The sequence below is a fragment of the Streptomyces microflavus genome (assembly GCF_014650075.1).
Classification (GTDB): Bacteria; Actinomycetota; Actinomycetes; order Streptomycetales; family Streptomycetaceae; genus Streptomyces; species Streptomyces microflavus.
Genome location: NZ_BMUG01000002.1, coordinates 636,736 through 657,371 on the forward strand (window position 1 = coordinate 636,736; position 20,636 = coordinate 657,371).

The window sequence follows — 20,636 nt, forward strand, 5'->3', positions numbered from 1 at the left end:
ACTCAGCCGATCTTTACGTTCTCGTCGATGGTGACCTGGTCGATGTCGGAGGTCCGGACCGTCACATCGACCTTCCACTCCCCCGCCATCGGGATCTGGACGCCGCTCGCCGACCAGTGCCCCTCGGCGAGCCGGTCGGGTACGACCGGCAGCGGGCCGATCTCCTGAGCCTCCAGGGTGAGGGCGATCTTCAGCTCGGGGACGTCCATCGGCTTGCCGTCGCTCCCGTCGACCCACACGTGCAGCTCGTTGGAGCCGGTGCGCCCGGGGTCGATGTCGATGCGGACGGTCCCCTTGCCGTTCTGGCCGCCGGTGTCGAAGGGCATGCTCAGGTTGACGGGCCCCGTCGCGGCGGGAGCGGTCGCCGCGGCTCCGGCCCCGGCCTCCTCCTCCGTACGGCCCGGTTCGGTCGACGTCAGCACGGTGGTGACGGCCAGCAGGACGACGGCGACGGCCGCCTCGGCCAGCACCGAGCGGCGCAGCCCGGATCGTTCCGGGTCGGCGTTCCGTATCCGCTTCTTCTTCGTGGCGGTCAGGACGGCCCGCTGCCGGGCCAGTTGCGCGGCCCGCGCGGGATCGACGCCGTCCGGGGCCTCCTCGGTTCCGGATACCTCCTCCGCGTCTTCGGGAGCGGCCGTATCCGTCGCCTCCGCACCTCCGGATGCGGCAGCCGTATCCGTCAGGCGTGCCGTCCACCGCCGGGAGAACCACGCGACGGCGAGCAGGACCGCGATCAGCGCGACCTTGATGATCAGCAACTGTCCGTACCGCGTCCCGGTCAGTGCCGACCAGGAGCCGACCTGCCGCCACGACTGGTAGATCCCGGTCGCCGCGAGGACGAGCACGCTGCCGAACGCGACCCGGGAGAACCGCCGTACGGCACGGCTCCCGATGTCCGGCGTCCGGTACAGCGCCACCAGGAGCGAGACGAGACCGCCGAGCCAGGCGGCGACGGCCAGCAGGTGCAGCACGTCCACCGGCATGGCGATCCCCGCCTGGAGGCCGGTCGACGCGTGCTCGGACATGGCCCAGGTGGCGGCGATGCCCGCCGCGACGACCCCGCCGCCGACGGCGAGGCCGAAGGTGAGGTCCTTCTTCTCGACCGCGTCCTCACGCCGGGCGTACGTACCGAACAGGACGGCGATGAACAGCGCGGCCGCCCCCAGCAGCAGCAGCCGCGAGACGAGGGCGGCGCCCGGCTTGGTGTCGAGGACGGCCTGGAGCCCGTCCAGGTCGAAGGCGTCGGCGAACTTCCCGCTGCCGGTGTACGGGTTGCGCAGCAGCAGCATGACCAGGGTCGCCGCGGTCAGCGTGACCCAGCCGCGCACCACCAGCCGCTGCATCGGCCGGGCGGACGCGCCCCGGGGCCAGCAGCCCAGCACGAAGGCCGCGCCGCCCACGAGCAGGATGAACCCGGTGTACGCGGCGTACCGCGCGATGCCGTAGACGACGCCGACCGGGCCGCCGCCCACCTCTTCGGAGGGCAGGGCCACGGTGGTCTCGGAGGGGGCGCCGATGGAGAACGTGAAGGCGCCGGAGATGGGGTGGCTGTCGGCGGAGACCGCCTGCCAGGCCACCGTGTAGGTGCCGTCCGGCAGGCCGGGGTTGAGCTCGACGCCGTACCGGACGGTGGAGCCCTCGGACAGGTCCTTCGGCTCGGCGCCGGTGTCGGCGCGCTTGCTGCTGGGGTCCAGGACCCGGATCGACCCGTCGCCGACGGCGATCGCCTCGGAGAAGGTGAGGGTGACCTCCTTGGGTGCGGTGGCCACCACCGCCCCGTCCTGCGGGTCGCTCCCGGTGAGGGCGGCGTGCGCGGACGCCGGGCCGGCGCCGGCCAGCATCAGCCCGAACAGCAGGCTGACGAGGGCGGCGACGAGCGCGGCGGTGGCGAACGGCCGCCGTATCGGGGACGCTCCGAGGCGCGGGGCGGTGGCAGTCATGACAGTCGGTCCCTCACTGCTTCTTCGGGTTGTGGGTGGTTTCCTTCACCGGCAGGTCGACCGTGATGGGGTCGGCCTTCTCGAAGTGCAGCTCGACGGAGACCTTCTCGCCCTGCTTGGGCTTCTGCTTGAGCTTCATGAACATGATGTGGTTACCGCCGCGTTCGAGGTCGAGCTCGCCCTTCGCAGGCACCTCGAACGACGAGACCTCGCGCATCTGCTGGTTCTTCGTCTCGTGGATCGTGACGTCGTCGGAGAGCGGACTGGTCACCGAGGTGAGCCGGTCGGCGGACGACCCGCTGTTCTGTACGACGAGGAAGCCGGCGGCCATGTCGCTCACGGGCTGCGGCAGATACGCGCCGGTGACCTTCAGCTCGGGCTCGTCGCTGCCCGTGGAGCACCCTGCCAGCGCCAGCCCCGTGGTGAGGGCGAGGACGCCGGCGAGGACCGTACGGCGGTTCACGGGGTCTCCCCCTTGATCAGCTTGGGGAGGTCCTTCGCGTACTCCTCGGCGGAGGTGTCCTCGCCGTAGAGCACATATCCGCCGTCCGTCTTCGGGGAGAAGGCGACGACCTGCGCCCCGTGCATCGAGACCGGCTTGCCGTTCTTGTCCTTCGTCGCCGGCTCGATACCGATGCCGATCTGGCGCGCCCCCGCCTGGATGGTGGGGAAGTCGCCGGTGAGGCCGGTGAAGGTGGGGTCCTGGCCCTTGAGCCAGGTGCCGAGCGAGGCGGGTGTGTCGCGCTCGGGGTCGGTCGTGACGAAGACGACCTGGAGCTTGTCCTGGTCGGCCTTGGGCAGGCCCCGCTTGGCGATGGAGATGTTGCTCATGGTCAGCGGGCAGACGTCGGGGCAGTTGGTGTAGCCGAAGTAGATGAGCGTCGGCTTGCCCTTGGTCGCCTCACGGAAGTCGTACTCCTTGCCGTTCGTGTCGGTGAGGACGAGGTTCGGCTTGGTGAACGGGCGGTCGAGAACGGTCGCGGCCTTGGTCTTCGGCGAGGCCTCGACATCGGCGATGGACGAGGAGCCCGCCTTGTCGTCACCGCTGCCGCAGGCCGAGAGGGCCAGTGCGGCCGCGGCGGCGAACGCCACGGCCGTCACTGCTTTTCTGTTGCGCATGAAGGGTGTCCTGAATGTGGTGCGGGTGGTGGAACCGGCTGGTCAGGCGTTACGGCGGCGGCCGGCGAGCACGCCGAACGCGACGCCCGCGACGCCGATGAGGATGCCGATGATGCCCAGGGTGCGGGCAGTGGTGTCGCTGGAGGAGGAGGACGCGGCGTGCGTCTCCTTCTTGTCGCCCTCGGCCGAGGCGGCCTTGTCGTCGGCCTTGTCGTCGCCGGCCTTGGCGGCCGCGCCGCCACCGTGGTGGTCCTCGGAGGCGGCGGAGAGCTTCAGGACCGGGGCGGGGCTGTCGGGCTCGTCGCCGCCCGCCGTGGGCTCCTCGATCCAGCGGACGACTTCCTTGTTGTCGTACGTCTGGATGGCCTTGAAGACCAGCTGGTCGGCGTCCTCGGGAAGCTGGCCGACGGAGACCGGGAACTGCTGGAAGTAGCCGGGCGCGATCTTGGAGCCGTCGGCGGTCCAGGTCACCTTGGAGACCGCCTCGGTGATCTTCTTGCCGTGGACCTCAAGAGGCTTGTCGAGCTTGCCCTTGGTGATGTCGATCTTCCAGCCCGGCACGGCCTCGGGGGTGACCGAGGAGAGCGGGTGGTCGGCCGGGAAGTTCACCTCGACCTTGACCGTGGAGGCCTGGTCGCGCTCGTTGGGGACCTTGAAGTTGAGGGTGGCGTAACCGCCCTTGGCGGCCTCGCCCTGCGGCTGGACGCTGACGTGCGCGGCGGCGGGCCCGGCGAGCAGCAGGACGGTGGACGCGGCGACGCCGGTGGCGATGGCGATACGGGAGACGCGGATGGCGTTCATGGCAGGAATCACTCCACGGAGGAAGAGGAACACGCAGGAAGAGGAAGACACGGTCGTTCGACGCGCGGGTGCGCGGGTGCGCGGGTGCGCGGGTGCGCGACGGCAGCACGACACCTCGTCCGGTCCGTGAGGAATCCGGCCCTGCCCGCAGGAGAGCCGCCCGGGAACTGCCGGGCCGGCCCGTCCCGGACGGTGGTCCGTCACGGGCGGTGGGCGCAGGTGTCGCGTCAGGCTGCGAGGGCGTACGGGGCCGGAGGCCCGCGCCTGACCACCAGGTGCTGCAGAGGGTCTCCGGTGGCCGGTGCCGGTTCGTCGTCGGCCGTGCGCAGGGCGCGCGGGCCGCACACGAGCTGCTCGCGCGCTCCAGCGCGCAGGGCGCGTACCAGTGCGAGCGCGGCGCGCAGGGAGCGCAGCCGGGCGCCGGCCGCCAACTCCTGGGCGCCGTACGCCGAGAGCCGGGCCAGCCGGAAGAGAGCGGCCTCGCCGCGCCGCAGCAGCCAGCCGGCGGCGAGCGCGGCCAGCAGGTGCGCCAGGAACATCGGCAGCGCCGGCAGCAGCGCGGTCACCGAGGCGTACACCGACGCCACGCCCGACCCGCCGTCCGTAACCGCCGACGCCAGGCCCGACCCGCCGTCCGTGACCGCCGACGCCAGGCCCGATCCCCCGTCCGCGACCGCCGACGCCAGGCCCGGTCCGCCGTCCGGAGCCGCCGCGGTGGCCGCTCCCGCCGACGCGAGGTGTCCGTGGCCCTGCGAGAGCGTCGAGGGGTCTATGCCCGCCGTGGTGACGATGCGGTGGGCGTCGGCGGCGTCGAGCTGCCCCGCCCCTCCACCGCACACGAGCCCGGCGGCGAAGCGGATCAAGGGGTTCTCGCCGCTGCCCCGGGGTGCGGAGGCGGCGACGGCCTGTGCGCTGCCGTGGCTGCCGTACGCGAAGAGGACGTGCAGGGCGACCTGCCCACCCGCCAGCGCGCCCGCGATCGACGGCAGGGAACGTTCCCGTCCGGCGAGGGCGGCGGCGACGGCGAGGACGCCGAGGAATCCGGCGACCAGGGTCCACGCGGGGACCGGCGTACCTGCCGCGAAGGCGTGCCCCGCCGCGGACAGCACGACGCAGACCGCGGTGAACACCGCGGCCCTCATGAGCCGCAGACCGGCTCCGGCGTGTGCGACAGGCGTGGACATGGCCGGGACATCATCGCACTGCGCCCCCCTCCGCGGTACGGCAGGTCCGGAACATCAGCCTCCGTCCGCAAGCGCGCTTGTTGCGGCTGTTCGCGGGGGATGTACGGACTGTGGACGCGCCGCTTCCGGACCCGCCCCGGTCTCCGCCGGGGTGGTCCCCGGGGCGGCCATACACCGGGGCGCGGAATATCCGCATCCGCCGAATGAGGGCTCTCACAGCCGATCCGTGCTTACGAAGTGCCTTGTGCGGCAATACGTATCGGTACGTCGAGCCGCAGCCAGGAGGCTGGAGCATGAGCATCTGGTGGTCACTCCATTTGCGGCGCGAAGCTGCGAGCGTTCCGCTCGCCCGTCGTTTTCTGCTCGGCACCATGGAAACCGCGGGGGTGGATCCGGATATCTCCTTCGACCTGTCGGTCGCGCTCAGCGAAGCCTGTGCCAACGCCGTGGAACACGGCGGCGACCGGTCGGGCCTCGGGGAGTACGGGGATTGCGGAGCCGAAAGGCCCCCGGCGGACTCCGGGCAGTACCGGGTCACGGCCTATCTGGACGGCGAGAAATGCCGTATCGAGGTGGCCGACTCGGGGCCGGGCTTTCCCGCCCGGCGCGCGCTTCGCCCTGCCGCGCACACCGAACACGCGGAGCACATCGACCGCGCCCAGGACATCGACCGCGCCGAGCACGTTGAGCGCGCCGAGCACGTCGAGCGGGCTCAGCATCCGGAGCCCGTCGGCGCGCAGCCCACGTTCGCCGCCTACATTCCCTGCGTCGCCGAGAGCGGCCGCGGGCTGGACCTCATCGAGCAGCTCGCCGACCACGTCCAGTTCGGCAACCGGCCCGGCCGGGGCGCGGTGGTCAGCTTCGACAAGGTCCTGAAATGGCGGGAGGGCGCGCTGCTCATGGTGTGAGCAGCGCGCCCTGTCATCCGGCGGAAGCGGGTCAGCCCTTCAGCTGAGCCATCCAGGCCTCGACCTCGTCGGCCTGCCGGGGCAGCTTGTCGGAGAGGTTCCGGTTGCCGTCCTCGGTGACGAGGATGTCGTCCTCGATCCGGACGCCGATGCCCCGGTACTCCTCGGGCACGGTCAGGTCGTCGGTCTGGAAGTACAGGCCCGGCTCCACGGTCAGGCAGACACCCGGCTCCAGGATGCCGTCTACGTACGCCTCGGTCCGCGCGGCGGCGCAGTCGTGGACGTCCATGCCGAGCATGTGACCGGTGCCGTGGAGCGTCCAGCGGCGCTGGAGGCCCAGCTCCAGGACCTTGTCCACGGACAGGTCGCCGAGCAGACCCCACTCGACGAGCTTCTCGGCGAGCACGCGCTGCGAGGCGTCGTGGAAGTCGCGGAAGGTGGCACCGGGCTTCACGGCGGCGATGCCCGCCTCCTGGGCCTCGTACACCGCGTCGTAGATCTTGCGCTGGAGCGGCGAGAACGTGCCGTTGATCGGCAGGGTGCGCGTCACGTCGGCGGTGTAGAGCTCGTTGGTCTCCACGCCGGCGTCCAGGAGCAGCAGCTCGCCCGCGCGGACGGCGCCGTCGTTGCGGACCCAGTGCAGGGTGGTGGCGTGCGGTCCGGCGGCGCAGATCGAGCCGTAGCCGATGTCGTTGCCCTCGATGCGGGCGCGGAGGAAGAACGTGCCCTCGATGAAGCGCTCGCTGGTCGCCTCGGCCTTGTCCAGGCTCTTGACGACGTCCTCGAAGCCGCGCGCGGTGGCGTCGCACGCCTTCTGCAGCTCGGCGATCTCGAAGGCGTCCTTCACGAGGCGGGCCTCGGAGAGGTGGACGCGCAGCTCCTCGTCGCGCTCGGCGGTCACCTTGTCGGTGAGGGCGGCCTCGATGGACGCGTCATGACCGCGCACGTTACGGACCGGGCCGGTGGCCTCGGTCAGTGCGGCGGCGACCTCGCGGACGTCCTTCGCGGGGATGCCCAGCAGCTGCTCGGCCTCGGCGAGGGAGTGCCGGCGGCCGACCCACAGCTCGCCCTGGCCGTCCAGCCAGAACTCGCCGTTCTCCCGGTTCGAGCGGGGCAGCAGGTAGATGGTGGCCTCGTGGCCCTCGGCGGTGGGCTCCAGGACGAGGACGCCGTCCTGGGTCTGGTCGCCGGTGAGGTACGCGTACTCGGTGGAGGCGCGGAAGGCGTACTCGGTGTCGTTGGAGCGGGTCCGCAGGTTGCCCGCGGGGATGACCAGGCGCTCGCCGGGGAAGCGCGCGGAGAGCGCGGCGCGGCGGGCGGCGGTGTGCTCGGCCTGGGCGATCGGTTCGAGCCCGTGCAGCTCGGTGTCGGCCCAGCCCGACTTCATGTTCGCGGCAAGCTCGTCGGAGACGCCCGGGTACAGGCCGTTCTTCCGCTGCTTGATCGGCTCAGCCGCTTCGTTCTCTTCGGTCTCCTGCTCCGGGGTCTCCGGGATGAGCTCCTCAGACACGATTTGTCTCTCCTTGATACGACACTGGACCAGCACCCATCGTACGGGCGTACGGAAGGGGGCACAGGGCCGAAGGACCTGTTACAGGAGAGGCGTGCGGGCTCAGTCGAAATGCGCGGCGAGGATGACCACGTCCTCGGCGGAGTCGGTCCGGTCGAGCCCGTCGGGCAGCATCATGCGCAGTACGTGGTCGGCGACGGCGGCCGGATCGTGCCGGCCCGCCTTCGGTACCGAGGCGGCGGCCGAGTGCAGACGGGCGAAGGCACGGTCCATCGGGTCGCCGGTGCGGCGCAGCAGGCCGTCCGTGTAGAGGAGCACCGTTTCTCCCGGCGCGGGGGAGAACTCCACGCTCGGCGCCTCCCAGCAGGCGAGCATCCCCAGTGGGGCGGAGAGCGTGGTCTCGACGAACTCGCAGCGCCGCTCGCCGAGGACCAGCGGCGGGGTGTGCCCGGCCCCGGCGAGCACGACCTTGCGGGCGGCGGGCTCGCAGTAGGCGAAGAGGGCGGTGGCGGTCCGCGCGGGCTCGGTCAGCCGCAGCAGGAGTTCGAGATCGGAGAGTACGGCGACGGGGTCCTCGCCCTCCATCACGGCGTACGCCCGCAGGCTCGCACGGAGCCGTCCCATCGCGGCCATCGCGCTCGGCCCCGACCCGCCCACGGAGCCGACGGCGAGCCCGAGCGTGTGTTCGGGCAGCGGCAGTGCGTCGTACCAGTCGCCGCCGCCCCTGGGGCCGGTCCGGTGCCGGGCGGCCAGTTGTACGCCGGGGATGCGGGGCAGCCGGCTGGGCAGCAGCTCCTCGGCGACGGTGGCGACGTCGGCGCGGGCCCGCTCCAGCTCGATCAGGCGGGCCAGGTGCTCGGTGGCGTACCGGGCGTACAGGCCGACGAGGTGGCGCTGCTTCTCCGAGGGCTCCCCGGGCTCGTCGTAGAGCCAGGCGGCACCGCCGAGCCGTCCGGCCTGCTCGGAGGCGAGGGGCAGGGCGTAACTGGCGGCGTAGCCGAGCCGGATGGCGACCTCGCGGTGGCGGGGGTCCAGGTCCTTGTCGCCGAGCAGGTCGGGGCCGGCGATCCCGTCCGCGGTGCCCGGGACTCCGTCGAGGACCCGGCCGAGGGCGGTGGCGCCGCGCTCCACGGTCTCCAGGTGCCCGAGGTCGGCGTGGCTGAGCCCGAGGCCGAGGGTGGTGGAAGGGGTTCCGGGGCCCGCCGGTTCCAGCACGAGGAGCCCGCGGCGGGCGCCGACGAGGGCGGCTCCGGCGTGCAGCAGCTCGTTCAGGGCGGCGTCGAGGGTGGCGGTGCCGGCCAGCCGTTCGGTGAGTTCGTGCAGCGTCGTGAGATCCGAGACCCAGCCCGCGAGCCGGTCCTGGATGAAGGCGCCGGGCGCCGCCGGAACCTCTCTCAGGGGAGCGGCAGTGTGCGTTGAAACCGGAACTTCCGGATCGATTCCAGCCACTTTCGGCAGGTGTGGGGCGCTCATGGCAGCCAGCTTTCAGGCCGGTGCGATTCGTCGAATAGCATCGCAAACCCCCATGTGATTCTGCGCCACTATCAATGCATCCACATGTACACGCACAAGTAACCCGATGTCCAGCATTGTCCCCTGGAGGCTCGCCGGATTCGCGCCCCTCCAGTGTTAGTCAACTTGGCCGAAAAATGCACCCTCCGGGAGCTATTTGCGGTCGACTGGGGCAGCTCTACAAGGGGTGCCTCCGGGGTGAAAGCCCAGGGGCGGCGTCATTCCGGGCAGGCTGGGTACGTAATCGACGATGCTCAGGGCAGACGCTCGGAGCGGATGCCCGGGGCAGCGGCCCGGGGCCGACGCTCAGGGGCGGATGTGATCGCCCAGGAACCTGACAGCGGGTCCGGACGTCCTTACCCGTGACGGTCGCGATCAGTGACGGTCACGCCCCCGCCCCACGTGGCGGGGTTCGGGCCCGGGCCGGCAGGCACGAGGCGCCCGTGACGGGCGCCCCCGGCTCCCCGCAGCTCGGCACCACCCCAGATCGGTTCCACTCGGATCGGTTCCACTCGGCTCGGCTCGGCTCACGCTCGGTACCGAAGGCACGCCCGTACCGCAGAACCTGATGAGCACGTACGCACAGCGAAGAGACGTACACGCGGTGTCCCACACGCGTGGCGTCATGTGGACTCGGCGTTCAACGGAAAGGAACGAGCGCTCATGCGCGAGATCCTCGGAAGGCGACGCAGGTTCCGGCTCCGGCGCAAGGAGGGTGCCGCCCGGCTCGACGCGGCCCTGACCTTCGCCACCGCATGGCAGTGGCCCGTGCTCCCCGGAGCCGGGACCGCACCGGCCGCCCTGCGCGACGGGCGTGGCCTCGGCTGCGCCTGCCCCGACCCCGACTGCGCCGTTCCCGGCGCACACCCCTTCGATCCCGCACTGCTGGCGGCCACCACGGACGAGCGCATGGTGCGCTGGTGGTGGAGCAACCGCCCCACGGCCCCGGTGATGCTGGCGACCGGCGGCCGCGCCCCCTGCGCGGTGAGCCTGCCCGCCCTGGCCGGGGCGAAGGCCCTGGTCGCCCTCGACCGCATGGGCATGCGGCTGGGCCCCGTCGTGGCGACGCCGACCCGGTGGTCGCTGCTGGTGGCCCCGTACACGCTGGAACGGCTCGGCGAGCTGCTGTACAGCAAGGACTGGGTGCCCAGCTCGCTCCGGTTCCACGGGGAGGGCGGCTATCTCGTCCTGCCGCCGTCCGAGATCGGCGCGGGCCAGGTGCGCTGGGAGCGGGCCCCTGCGCCTCCGGCGGCCCCGGCTCCGGCGGGCCCGGTCTTCCGCCGGGCCGCCAGGCGCTCCGGCGCTCCGGTGGCGGCGGCTCCTTGGCTGCCGGATGTCGAGGCGGTCCTGGACGCCCTGGTCGAGGCGAGCACCAGCGCGCCGGACGGCGGCAGCCGGCTCGCGTACTGACGTCCCGCGCAACGACGTTTCCCGACCGTCCGTCGGACGGCCCGGCTCACTCGTTCGGGTGTGAGCCGGGCCGTATTCGCGTTGAACGGGTGCGGGACGGCCCGGCCATGCGTCCCGCGTCGATATCGTCGCCCCCATATACGCGCGCGGTCGGCTTGCCCGCGTGGTCGGCAAGGGGCGCCACCATGAATCTCCGCATGATCGGTCTCACGGCTGTCGTCGCTTTCGCGTGCCTGATTCCGATCGTTGCTTCCGCGGATCCCGGGCGTTCCCTGGATGCCGTACCGGCTGACGAAAAATCTGCGGACGGTTCATCAGAAAGCCATGAGAAAAAGCTTTCTGATGAACCGTCCGAACCACCCGTGAATGAGCTCGATTCTCCTTCTCCGTCGCAGCCGGAATCTGCGCCGACATCACCGACATCGTCGACATCGCCGCCGGGAATGAGTGCGGACGGTGCGAGCGGATCCGGCGGTACGGCCCGGTGCGGTCCCGAGCTGGCCTCGCCGGCGGGCATTGAGGCGCAGACCTGTGTCATGACCGGGGGCGGCGAGACCTGGGCGCGTGCCTACTACCGGAACACCTCCGGCGCCGAACTCCGTTCCGTACTCACGCTGATGGGGCCGGGCGGGCGGACGGTGGAGCTGCACTGCGTCCTGGCGGCCCACGACGAGCCGGGCAGCTGCGAGACCCCGCGAGGGCCCTCGGCGGGCGGTCCCGGTGCCTATGCGGCGGTGGCGGAGTACGCGGGCGCGGGGCCGGTGGAGGAGGCGCCGCTGCTGCTGCGCGCCGGATCCGACCGGGCGCCGGGCGCAGCGGACTGAATCCTGGGGAAGCGGGGCGGCGGGGGCGCGGGGTTCCGGGCGGCGGGGGCGCGGGGTTCCGGGGGGCCGGACGGTACGGGCCGCAGCCGGAAACGAAGACGCCCGGTCGCTGGCGACGGGGGATGCACCAGCGACCGGGCTTCTAGAACGGTAACAAGAGATCTGCCGTTCGCAAATTCGATCTCGCCTACGGGGACGGCGATTTACTTGTGAGTACGGTGAGTTGTGACGCGAGTCACCGACTCGGAGCGGCTCCCGGCGGGGTCAGCTGAGCGTCACCTGGCGGTTGGTGAGGCCGCCGCGGGCACGGCGCTCCTCGGCTGTGAGCGGGGTGTCGGAGGCGAGCGCCGTCGCCAGCCGCTCGGCGAACGCGACGGCCGGCTTCTCGCACGCCTCGGCGCCCATCGAGCTCGGCAGGTCCCAGACGGGGACGACCAGACCGTGCGCCCGGAACGAGCCGACCAGCCGGGTGTCCTCGCCGAGCGAGGAGGTGCCGGCGGCGTGCAGCCGGGCGAGCGCGTCGAGGAGCTGCTCCTCGGGGTGCGGCATGACCCAGCGCAGGTGGTTCTTCTCCGGGGTCTCGCACCAGTACGCGGAGTCGACGCCGGAGAGCAGCACCGTCGGGATCGCGGCGGCGTTCGCGCGCTCCAGGGAGGCGGACACCTCGGGGGTGGCGTTCTCCGCGTCGGGGACCCAGAACTCGAACCCGGTGTGGACGACCGGCTCGAACGCGGCGTCCGGGTCCAGCAGATCCTGCAGGCGCGGCCCGTCGGCCGGCACGCGGCGGGCGGCGACCGGGGTGCCGGGCTCGACCTCCAGCGCGCGCTGGAGGGTGTCGGCGAGGTCGCGGCTGAGGTCGCCGGAGGAGGTGTCGTTCTGGAGGGCGAGGAGGACGGAACCGTCGTCGCGGCGCAGGGCCGGCCAGGCCATCGGCAGAACGGTCGCGAGCGTCACCGACGGAACGCCCTCGGGCAGCCCGCCCTTCAGCGTCAGCTCGACGGTGGCGGCGGGCACCAGCTCGCGCAGGGCGACCCAGTCGCACTCGCCGGCCAGTCCCTCGAACGGGCGGTGGACGAGCTCGGTGACGGCCTGGGCGGCGGCGCGTCCGTGACACGCCTTGTAGCGACGGCCCGAACCGCACGGGCAGGGCTCACGGGCCCCGACGACCGGGATCTCACCGTCCTTGAGCTGCTGCTTCCCGGCCTTGGTCTGAGGGCGCTTCTTGGCCATGGTGGGCATTCTCCCGATTGCGACAGTGCGGTCTCGGCGCGAGCCTAGCCGCCCGCGACACCGCCGCCGCACACCCTGCCCGCCGCCGCCCTGGCCGACCGGCGTCGTCAGGACCGCCGCTTCAGCCGCCCGTCAGCCGTCGATCAGCCGACCGGTTGCCTGCCAGCTCATCGGCCGGCCTGTCGGCCGTCGCTCGCGCAGCCCGTCAGCTGGCGTCGTCGAGGACGTCGGAGAAGTCGAGCCCTTCGAACCCGGTGAGCCCGCCGACCGCGCCGAGCTCGGGTGGCTTCGGGGAAGGGACGTGGGCCCAGACGGTGACTTCGCCCGAGGAGTCGTCCCGTACACCCCACTCCTGTGCCAGGGCGCTGATGATGTTGAGCCCCCGGCCGCCGCGTGCCGTCACCGAGGGGGTGGCCGGAACCGGGCGGGTGGGCCCGCCGCCGTCCGTGACCTCCACGGTCAGCCCGCCGCCCGTCTCCACGCGCCAGGCGGCACGGATGTCGCCGTCACCGGCATCCGTGTGCCATCCCAGCGGCCTGCCGTGCCGGCAGGCGTTGCTGAGCAGTTCGGAAAGAATGAGAACAGCGTCGTCCACGACCGCGTCCGACACCCCGTTGCTGCGCAACTGCTCACGCATCCGGTGCCGTGCCTGCCCCACGCCCGCAGGGCCATGGGGAACGGCCATGCTCGACGACGCAGGCACCTCTTGTGCCACCACCAACGCCACCCCCGAGACCTCCTTTGCCCCACGCCACGGGTTGGATGCCCCACTGAGCTGCACCGGAAACCGGCCAAGGGGCTGCCGGTGACGCACTCGACACAACTGAACGCGCAGTGAATGCGCCGGTGTACTCCCCGTCATGGTGGTGCGGGGGGCGCTGTTGCGTGCCAGTGGGGTGCCGTTGTGCGCTAAATGCGCCCCAGTTGGGACAGAACCTGCTTCGGGCGGTTGGTGATGATCGCTTCGACACCGAGTTCGGCGCAGAGCTCCACGTCGGCCGGTTCGTTCACGGTCCACACATGGACCCGGTGGCCCGCCCGGTGGAGCCGCTCGATGTACCCGGGGTGGCTGCGCACGATCCGCATGCCGGGTCCGGCGATCCGGGAACCGGCGGGCAGCCGTCCGTCACGCAGCCGGGGCGAGACGAACTGCATCAGGTAGACCGTGGGCAGGGCGGGCGCGGCGGCCCGGACGCGGTGCAGGGAGCGTCCGGAGAAGCTCATGATGCGGATGGGCGAGGGCTCGTCGGCCGGCGGCGCGGCCAGGTCGAAGCGGTTCAGCAGGTGCAGGAGCCGTTCCTCCACCTGCCCGGCCCAGCGGGTGGGGTGCTTCGTCTCGATGGCCAGCTGCAGCGGCCGCCCGGTGGCCCGTACCTCGGTGAAGAGCTCCAGGAGCCGTTCCAGCGTGAGTACGGAGGTGAGCTCGCCCGGCACCGGATCCCAGTCCGGCGACTCCTCGCGGTCCTTCCAGGAGCCGAAGTCGAGGGCGGCGAGATCGGCGAGCTCCAGGGCGGAGACGGCGCCGCGCCCGTTCGACGTACGGTTCACCCGGCGGTCGTGCACGCAGACGAGGTGGCCGTCGGCGGTCAGCCGGACGTCGCATTCCAGGGCGTCGGCACCGTCCTCGATCGCCTTGCGATAGGCGGCCAGGGTGTGTTCGGGGGCGTCGTCGGAGGCCCCGCGATGGGCGACGACCTGGATCGAGGTGTGCGGGCTGCGCTGCCGTGCGTGGGTCACCCGCGTCATGGTGTCACCGCCACGGGGGTGGGTGAGCACATGTCACCCTGGAGGTCCGTTTTGTCTGATGTAAAGATTGGTGTGCGGATGCACAGGTCCTGCTTACAGTGGCCCGACGTGCTGTGGGAAAAGCTGACCGCAGACACGTGCACAGCGGATTTCTTGCCGAATGCCGACTGGATGCCGAGTGGAACCGAGGAGTAAAGAGCTGTGAGCACCGAGAACGAGGGCACCGAGGGCAACGCGGTACCGGCCGTGCCGTCCGTTCCGCCCGCACCTCCCGTGCCGGCCACCGCTCCTGACCCGACGGCGGACGGGGCTGCGACTGCGCCGGATCCGGCGCGCCCGGCTTCCCCGGTGGCGGACGGCGTACGACACGAGCCCACGGACGGCGTACGGGACGGGTCCACGGACGGCGCCGGTACGGGGACACCGTCCCCGGCCGCCCCGATCGCGCCCCCCACTCCGGCGCACGCGGACGCACCGCGCCACACCCCCACGCACCAGGGCTCCCCGGCGCACGCGGGCACCCACCAGGACCCTCCGGCGTACCCCGCCGCCCACCAGCCCCACACCCCCCAGCAGCCCCACCAACCTCCGCACTCCCCGTACGGGGCGGCGCCCGAGCCCCCCGCGGGCGCCGCCTCCTGGCCCCCGCCCCCGCCCGCTGTCCCCTCGTACGCAGGGGGCCCCGCCCCCACGCACGGCGGCGGCATCGGCAACGGGAGCGGCAACGGCCCGGTCTGGGGTGTACCTCAGCCCGGCCACGACCCCTCCCCCGGCAACGGGAAGCGCCGGGGCGCCGGCGGCCTGGTCGCGGCGGTCGCGGTGGCGGCACTGGTCGCGGGCGGCGTCGGCGGCGCACTCGGCTACTGGGCGGCCGACCGCAACGACAACGGCTCCTCCGGCAGTTCGACCACCGTCTCGGCATCGGACACCCCGAGGGACCTCAAGCGTCCGGCGGGCACGGTGGCCGGGGTCGCGGCGAAGGCGCTGCCCAGCGTGGTCACGATCGACGCGCAGGGCGGCGACGGCGAGGGCGGCACGGGGACGGGCTTCGTGTACGACAAGGAGGGCCACATCCTCACGAACAACCACGTGGTGGCCTCCGCGGCGGAGTCCGGCGAGCTGTCGGCGACGTTCTCCGACGGCAAGAAGTACGCGGCCGAGGTGGTCGGCCGGGCGCAGGGCTACGACGTGGCCGTGCTGAAGCTGAAGAAGCCGCCGGCGGGCCTGACGCCCCTCCCTCTCGGCAACTCGGAGAGCGTGGCGGTCGGCGACTCGACGATCGCGATCGGCGCCCCCTTCGGCCTGTCCAACACGGTCACCACGGGCATCATCAGCGCGAAGAACCGCCCGGTCGCCTCCGGGGACGGCTCCAGCAGCAAGAACTCGTACATGAGCGCCCTCCAGACCGACGCCTCGATCAACCCGGGCAACTCCGGCGGGCCGCTGCTGGACGCGACGGGCGCGGTCATCGGCATCAACTCCGCGATCCAGTCGACGGGCGGCGGCCTCGGCCAGTCCCAGGCGGGCTCGATCGGCCTCGGCTTCGCCATCCCGATCAACCAGGCGAAGAACGTGGCCGAGCAGCTGATCAAGACGGGCAAGCCGGTCTACCCGGTGATCGGCGCGACGGTGACGATGGAGGAGAAGACCGGCGGCGCCGCGATCTCCTCCGAGGGCGCGGCCGGCACCCCCGCCGTCACCCCGAACGGCCCGGCGGCCAAGGCGGGCCTCAAGGCGGGCGACGTGATCACCAAGTTCAACGACACCGTGATCGACAGCGGCCCCACCCTGATCGGCGAGATCTGGACCCGCAAGCCCGGCGAGAAGGTGACCCTGACGTACGAGCGCGACGGCAAGACGGCAACGGCCGAAGTCACCCTGGGCCAGCGCGAGGGCGACAGCTGACCGGCTAGGCTGTCCCAAGCGTCGAACCGGCCCCACGGGACCGTGACGCCCCATCGGCCATCACGGCCCGGGGCCGCCGACGCGGGGTGGGTTGCCCGAGCGGCCTAAGGGAACGGTCTTGAAAACCGTCGTGGCAGCGATGTCACCGTGGGTTCAAATCCCACACCCACCGCAGGCGAGAGGCCCCCGACCAGCCAGTACGTATGGTCGGGGGCCTTTGCCATGCCTGTTTCCCGCCGGGCACGCGGGGGGCACGGCTGGGCCACGGCTTTGAAGGTGCCGGGGCTGCTCGTCAGCGGTTGATCGGGATCTCGTAGACGATCTCGCAGTGCGCTGCGGGCACCACGATGTCCGCTGTCTCCACGGGACGGCCGTCGGCGCTGTAGTACGTCCGCCGGATGTGCGTCACGAGTGCGGCTTTCTGGATGCCGAGTAGCGATGCTTCCTCGGCGGTCGCGTGCCGGGGTTCGGGCTGCTCGACCGCGTGGCTGATGGTGACTCCGATCGCGGCCATGCGGTTCACGACCCCGGCTCCCGCGTGGGGCCCTCCCTCCGGGAGCACGACGAGAGTACCGCCAGTGACGGCGTACGGCTCCCAACTCGTCGACAGCTGAACCGGCTTCCCGTCCGCAAGGAACTCGTACGTCGTCCGCACGCACAGCTCCCCCTCAGCGACGCCGAGCCGCGTCGCGATCTCCGCCGGGGCCGGCACCTTGGCGTCGGTCCGGCTCTCCCAGTCGCTCTGTCGGCAAAGGGCCTTCATGTCCTGGCGGAACGGGGATCCACTGGGCTGCTCACGTGCCGACGACCGGACGACCCTCACGCGCTCCCGGGGCTCGGCGACGTAGGTCCCCGATCCGGCTCGGCCTTCCAGCACGCCTTGGGAGATCAGCAACTCCTGTGCCCTGCGCACCACGTTCTCGCCCACGCCGCACTCCTGGCCGATCTGCGCGCGGGATGGGAGGCGGTCACCCGGTTCCCAGACGTGCTCCGCGATGCGCTGCCGGAGTTCGTCGGCGATGCGGAGGTACGGCGGTTGCTTAGGCGTATGAAAAATCTAGTCCACTAGCTTCACTGAAAGTGATCGCTGACAATGGAGGATGCGCTGGATCCGCTTCGGGAATGACCGCGGCGGCTCCCGCCGCCCGCTTGTCCGCCGCTGGCCCCCCCGCGTGCAGGAGCACACCAGGTTCACGACGGTTGAGGCGGAAGTACCGGACACGCTCTCCGCCGATGCCTGGCGGGCGGTCCTGGACGCGGTGGCCGATGGCTATCGATTCGGGCTCCTGGCCACCAGCCTGAACGGCCGCACTTATGGGCGGTCATACGCAAAACGGTCCCCGCGACAGGCGACGTTGGGGGACCGGGCTATCAGTGATACGAGCTGAGCAGCATGCTCAACCGTATCCGTCATGCCATCGCGCGCACCAGAGTGCGGTGCTTCCCCAACGGTCGGCACCGCCGCCCCCTATCGTCCTCCCGGCTGCTGGCTCCTCTCACCAGCTCCACGCTCGCTGACGCTTCGACCGTCGCCCTGGGGCGGGCTCTGGTCGGCACGGTCCACCGGTACCCGCTGAGGGGAGAGGACGTCGCGCTTGTCCGTCCGTACCTGCTGGCGTGGGAAGAGCAGCGTGCACGGACGCGCACAGTGCTCGTCGCCCCGCACCTGCCGGCCGATGCCTGGTCTGGACTCGCGGGGGCCCACTGATGCCTCTTCACCGACAACCGCACCCCGACGGGCACGGCTTCCGTCCCCTACCGCTCGATCGCCTGCCGGATTGGCACACACGACTCCTGCACCGAGCCGTCCCCGCCTGCGGCGACGGACGACGTACCGGTGACCTACGAGGAGTGCATCTGTCCGTGCCATTCGACCCCGGACCCGCCCATGCCCGTGAAGGTGATGGCATGAGGGCCCCAGCCCCCGGTGGTGCACTGGTCTCCCCCGTCGAGGTCACTGCGGCCACCGTGCAGCGCGGCGACATCATCCAACTCGGCGGTCACGCCTGCCGGGTGAGCGACCTCTTTCAGCTCCCCCAAGGGGCCAAGCAACTGGTCTTCGAGTCAGGCGAATTGCTGGCCATACACGCCCGTACCCGGCTCACCGCCCTGCGACTGCTGAGAAGGCGGTGACCGGCTTCGTGGCCCAGACGCCATCACGACATCGCCGACGACCTACGCCACCAGATCACGACGGGCAGCATCAAGCCTGGCGAACGCCTCCCGTCCGAAGCCGGCCTGGCCGCCCGGTACAGGGTCAGCACCGTGACCCTGCGACGCGCTCTCGCCGTGCTCCAGGGCGAAGGACTCGTCGAGAAGATCCACGGCAAGGGGAACTACGTCCGTCACCCCCGCCGCAAGATCATGTACGTCGGAGGCTGGGGCACGCTGGCCCCCTGGACCGCCGCTGAGCCAACGCTGCGCATCACGGTTCCGGCCTCCGTGCACCTGACGACGTTGCTGAAGGTGCCAACGGGCAGTCCCCTCGCGGAGTACACCTGCCTCAGCCTCGAACACGGGTCACCGCACGGGCTGGCCCGCATCTACATCCCGCGCGACCTGGCCCCGGCCGGAGTGCTCGACGACGACTCCGTGTGCCGGGAGGCAGCTACGAGATTCGCAGTCCTCGGCCCGTCGTCGGCCACCATCCGAGAGACGGTCTGCGCCCGCTCTCCCACCCCAGACGAAGCGTCGGCCCTACGGATCGGGAACAACATGGCCGTTCTCGCGATCACGCGCATCGCCACCGACGCCACCGGCCGGGTCGTTGAGGCCGCGCTCCTGGCCTTTCCGGGAGACCGAGTCGACGCGGTCTTCACCGCCCACCACGTGCTCAACGAGAGGCCCACCCAAGGATGACAACACCGAACGAACTTCGGCTCCTCCCGTGGTCGGGCCCGGGGGACAAGCCCTGCTACCTGAGCACCGACGACCCGGACGGCTACATGTCCCGCCTCGCTGACAGCATCGAAGCAATCCAACTCGGCACGGCGAGCGAACTGTTGGACGAAGCCGCAGAGGCTCTCGACAATCAGAGGACGTCACTCGACGACATGCGGTGCCTGGTCAAAGAGTTGACCGGGGCTCTACGGGACGTCTACCGCGTCGCAACGAGCCGCAGCCGCCTCCGGGCCACGAGCGATCCGAGTGAGTCCGCCTATTGATCTGCGGTCCCGCCGACCAAACAGCTGGAGAGGCCCATGGCTCTGACCAGATCAGATGCCATGGGCCTCAGCAGTTCACTTCAGCGTCCTCGGACGCTGACCGCTGCCTGCGGCGCTAATCTCCGGAAAACTTAAAATACTGGTCAGTGGGATTTCTCTTGCGAAATTCGATTACTCTGCGCACATCTTCAACTCTGACACCTGTTACCACCTTGCCATCATCTTCATCGCTTTCAAGGAGAGGGCAAGGGTGTTCGCCAAGGTTAAGACCTACGGCGCAGCCTTTTTTGCGATATTCAATAATCAGACTTCTACTATCCGGCATGGGCAGGGAAGGATTCAACCGACGCCAGAAATGAGCACCGCGAGGATCGATTCCGAGTGTAGTTGCCGGACTGACGGAGATCCGAGCGCAGTCTTCTGAGCATGCATCAAGGAGTTGTCCCCTTGCGGCATTCCACAGCGGCTTAATCACATGCTCTACGTACGGGTCAATCTTGCGGGCCAGGCCCTTCCACTCATCACCTTCCAGAAATTCGAAAGGATTATTAATAATTGACGCGAGGTCGTCGCTGGGGGCGTAGGGCAGGGCGCACTGAATAAGATGAGCAGCTGTCTCAGAAATTTTATCGTCTGAAAGGACCCTAGTTCGCATATTAGCCATGGGCAGACCTACAAGCGCCTCTACGACGAGTTCGAGGGGATATGACTCGCTGAGCAACGTTCCCCATGGTCGATGAGTCAAATCACCTAGTACGACCTCGGCGTAGGCGAGACATGAAATGTCAGCACTATTTTTCACCCATTCCTGGTGTTCCCAGAAGTAACTCAAGTCAGCCTCTAGAGGTGTTCTTCCTACCTCCTCGAACTGAGCAACTAGCAGATCGAGACGATCCTTACCTTGAATAATCTCAGGAATCACTCGGGCGGAAGGGACGGGATGTTTTCTTACCAGTCTATCTAGCGTGGCGCGGTCCCACAGTCTTACCTTCGGATTCTTATTTGTCCGAGACCACTCTCGAAGCCAGTCCCGCGTAGGATTGGTAAATACACTGTTCGTTGCTATAACAAGAACATCGACCTCTTGATGCGCTGCCGCGTTGATGACCGCGGACTTAACTGCATTGGACTCTACGGACTTGTTTCTCCCTTTGACTTCGATCCACCATCGTTCTTGCGCCACGTCTCCTTCTGGTGTGGCATGCATGAATGTTGCTTCCAAATCGCGCCCGCCATCTGGAGCGCCATCGCCGACCCCTCCCTTTCTCCAAGCTAAATCCATTCCGCCCATAGCTTCGATGAGCTCGTTCACAAGTGACTCTAATTGCTCTCCTTTGATCGTTTCCCATGGAATCTCCGTGATCCTTGGTTCGTCCATACGAG

19 protein-coding genes, 1 tRNA gene and 1 pseudogene are annotated in these 20,636 nt (G+C 70.1%); 9 read left to right on the plus strand and 12 right to left on the minus strand.

The genetic code is table 11. From position 1 onward, the window contains the following. Positions 1 to 2: 2 nt before the first annotated feature. From IE264_RS07935 to IE264_RS07955, 5 genes are all read right to left on the minus strand, one after another. Positions 3 to 1,940, minus strand: coding sequence for a copper resistance CopC/CopD family protein (locus IE264_RS07935; RefSeq protein WP_032755826.1), 1,938 nt, complete (start codon positions 1,938 to 1,940; stop codon positions 3 to 5). A 13-nt stretch (positions 1,941 to 1,953) separates the two neighbouring features. After that, the gene (locus IE264_RS07940; RefSeq protein ID WP_015609912.1) at positions 1,954 to 2,403 is read right to left on the minus strand and encodes a copper chaperone PCu(A)C; all 450 of its coding nucleotides are present in this window, start codon (positions 2,401 to 2,403) and stop codon (positions 1,954 to 1,956) included. Then, positions 2,400 to 3,059 (minus strand): SCO family protein, encoded by a 660-nt coding sequence (locus IE264_RS07945; RefSeq protein WP_015609913.1) that lies wholly within the window; start codon positions 3,057 to 3,059, stop codon positions 2,400 to 2,402. The genes IE264_RS07940 and IE264_RS07945 overlap by 4 nt, the downstream gene beginning before the upstream one ends. Positions 3,060 to 3,101: 42 nt before the next feature. Next, on the minus strand, positions 3,102 to 3,851 hold the full coding sequence (locus IE264_RS07950) for a YcnI family copper-binding membrane protein (protein WP_032756159.1): 750 nt from the start codon (positions 3,849 to 3,851) through the stop codon (positions 3,102 to 3,104). A 236-nt stretch (positions 3,852 to 4,087) separates the two neighbouring features. After that, positions 4,088 to 5,044 carry a hypothetical protein gene (locus IE264_RS07955; protein WP_032755825.1) on the minus strand — a complete coding sequence of 319 codons (957 nt, stop codon included), beginning with the start codon at positions 5,042 to 5,044 and terminating at the stop codon, positions 4,088 to 4,090. Positions 5,045 to 5,337: 293 nt separating this feature from the next. Between IE264_RS07955 and IE264_RS07960 the strand changes: the two genes are divergently transcribed. Continuing rightward, positions 5,338 to 5,952 (plus strand): ATP-binding protein, encoded by a 615-nt coding sequence (locus tag IE264_RS07960; RefSeq protein WP_032755824.1) that lies wholly within the window; start codon positions 5,338 to 5,340, stop codon positions 5,950 to 5,952. A 31-nt stretch (positions 5,953 to 5,983) separates the two neighbouring features. On the opposite strand, the gene IE264_RS07965 is transcribed toward IE264_RS07960, so the two are convergent. After that, complete coding sequence (locus IE264_RS07965; RefSeq protein ID WP_015609917.1) at positions 5,984 to 7,462, minus strand: aminopeptidase P family protein; 1,479 nt, start codon at positions 7,460 to 7,462, stop codon at positions 5,984 to 5,986. Between the two features lie 102 nt (positions 7,463 to 7,564). After that, on the minus strand, positions 7,565 to 8,935 hold the full coding sequence (locus IE264_RS07970) for a PP2C family protein-serine/threonine phosphatase (RefSeq protein ID WP_078657411.1): 1,371 nt from the start codon (positions 8,933 to 8,935) through the stop codon (positions 7,565 to 7,567). Between the two features lie 702 nt (positions 8,936 to 9,637). Between IE264_RS07970 and IE264_RS07975 the strand changes: the two genes are divergently transcribed. Next, complete coding sequence (locus IE264_RS07975) at positions 9,638 to 10,384, plus strand: bifunctional DNA primase/polymerase (RefSeq protein WP_032755822.1); 747 nt, start codon at positions 9,638 to 9,640, stop codon at positions 10,382 to 10,384. A 443-nt stretch (positions 10,385 to 10,827) separates the two neighbouring features. Next, on the plus strand, positions 10,828 to 11,208 hold the full coding sequence (locus tag IE264_RS07980; protein WP_051821771.1) for a hypothetical protein: 381 nt from the start codon (positions 10,828 to 10,830) through the stop codon (positions 11,206 to 11,208). A 264-nt stretch (positions 11,209 to 11,472) separates the two neighbouring features. Here IE264_RS07980 and IE264_RS07985 read toward each other — a convergent pair whose 3' ends face one another. From IE264_RS07985 to IE264_RS07995, 3 genes are all read right to left on the minus strand, one after another. Beyond that, entirely contained in the window at positions 11,473 to 12,438 is a 966-nt protein-coding gene (locus IE264_RS07985) for a DUF5926 family protein (protein WP_032755820.1), read from the minus strand. Between the two features lie 205 nt (positions 12,439 to 12,643). Then, entirely contained in the window at positions 12,644 to 13,252 is a 609-nt protein-coding gene (locus IE264_RS07990) for an ATP-binding protein (RefSeq protein WP_078618699.1), read from the minus strand. A 95-nt stretch (positions 13,253 to 13,347) separates the two neighbouring features. Further along, positions 13,348 to 14,184: a glycerophosphodiester phosphodiesterase gene (locus IE264_RS07995; RefSeq protein WP_190167598.1), complete on the minus strand. Its 837-nt coding sequence runs from the start codon at positions 14,182 to 14,184 to the stop codon at positions 13,348 to 13,350. A 201-nt stretch (positions 14,185 to 14,385) separates the two neighbouring features. On the opposite strand from IE264_RS07995, the gene IE264_RS08000 reads away from it, so the two are divergent. Both IE264_RS08000 and IE264_RS08005 read left to right on the plus strand, forming a co-directional pair. Then, positions 14,386 to 16,089: a S1C family serine protease gene (locus tag IE264_RS08000; RefSeq protein ID WP_032755819.1), complete on the plus strand. Its 1,704-nt coding sequence runs from the start codon at positions 14,386 to 14,388 to the stop codon at positions 16,087 to 16,089. A gap of 85 nt (positions 16,090 to 16,174) precedes the next feature. Next, positions 16,175 to 16,261 (plus strand) — tRNA-Ser (locus IE264_RS08005). 120 nt (positions 16,262 to 16,381) lie between these two features. Here the strand turns inward: IE264_RS08005 and IE264_RS08010 are convergent. Further along, complete coding sequence (locus tag IE264_RS08010; protein WP_032755817.1) at positions 16,382 to 17,146, minus strand: GntR family transcriptional regulator; 765 nt, start codon at positions 17,144 to 17,146, stop codon at positions 16,382 to 16,384. 65 nt (positions 17,147 to 17,211) lie between these two features. Between IE264_RS08010 and IE264_RS37875 the strand changes: the two are divergent. The 4 genes and pseudogenes from IE264_RS37875 to IE264_RS37880 all read left to right on the plus strand — a co-directional run bounded on the left by IE264_RS37875 (position 17,212) and on the right by IE264_RS37880 (position 19,253). Then, a pseudogene (locus IE264_RS37875) lies at positions 17,212 to 17,467 on the plus strand (hypothetical protein). 530 nt (positions 17,468 to 17,997) lie between these two features. Then, on the plus strand, positions 17,998 to 18,222 hold the full coding sequence (locus IE264_RS08015) for a hypothetical protein (protein WP_032755815.1): 225 nt from the start codon (positions 17,998 to 18,000) through the stop codon (positions 18,220 to 18,222). A 30-nt stretch (positions 18,223 to 18,252) separates the two neighbouring features. Next, positions 18,253 to 18,948: a GntR family transcriptional regulator gene (locus tag IE264_RS08020; protein ID WP_032755814.1), complete on the plus strand. Its 696-nt coding sequence runs from the start codon at positions 18,253 to 18,255 to the stop codon at positions 18,946 to 18,948. Continuing rightward, positions 18,945 to 19,253 (plus strand): hypothetical protein, encoded by a 309-nt coding sequence (locus IE264_RS37880; protein ID WP_032755812.1) that lies wholly within the window; start codon positions 18,945 to 18,947, stop codon positions 19,251 to 19,253. The genes IE264_RS08020 and IE264_RS37880 overlap by 4 nt, the downstream gene beginning before the upstream one ends. A gap of 115 nt (positions 19,254 to 19,368) precedes the next feature. Here the strand turns inward: IE264_RS37880 and IE264_RS08025 are convergent, their stop codons facing one another. Continuing rightward, positions 19,369 to 20,631, minus strand: coding sequence for a restriction endonuclease (locus IE264_RS08025; RefSeq protein WP_078657409.1), 1,263 nt, complete (start codon positions 20,629 to 20,631; stop codon positions 19,369 to 19,371). Positions 20,632 to 20,636: the final 5 nt, after the last annotated feature.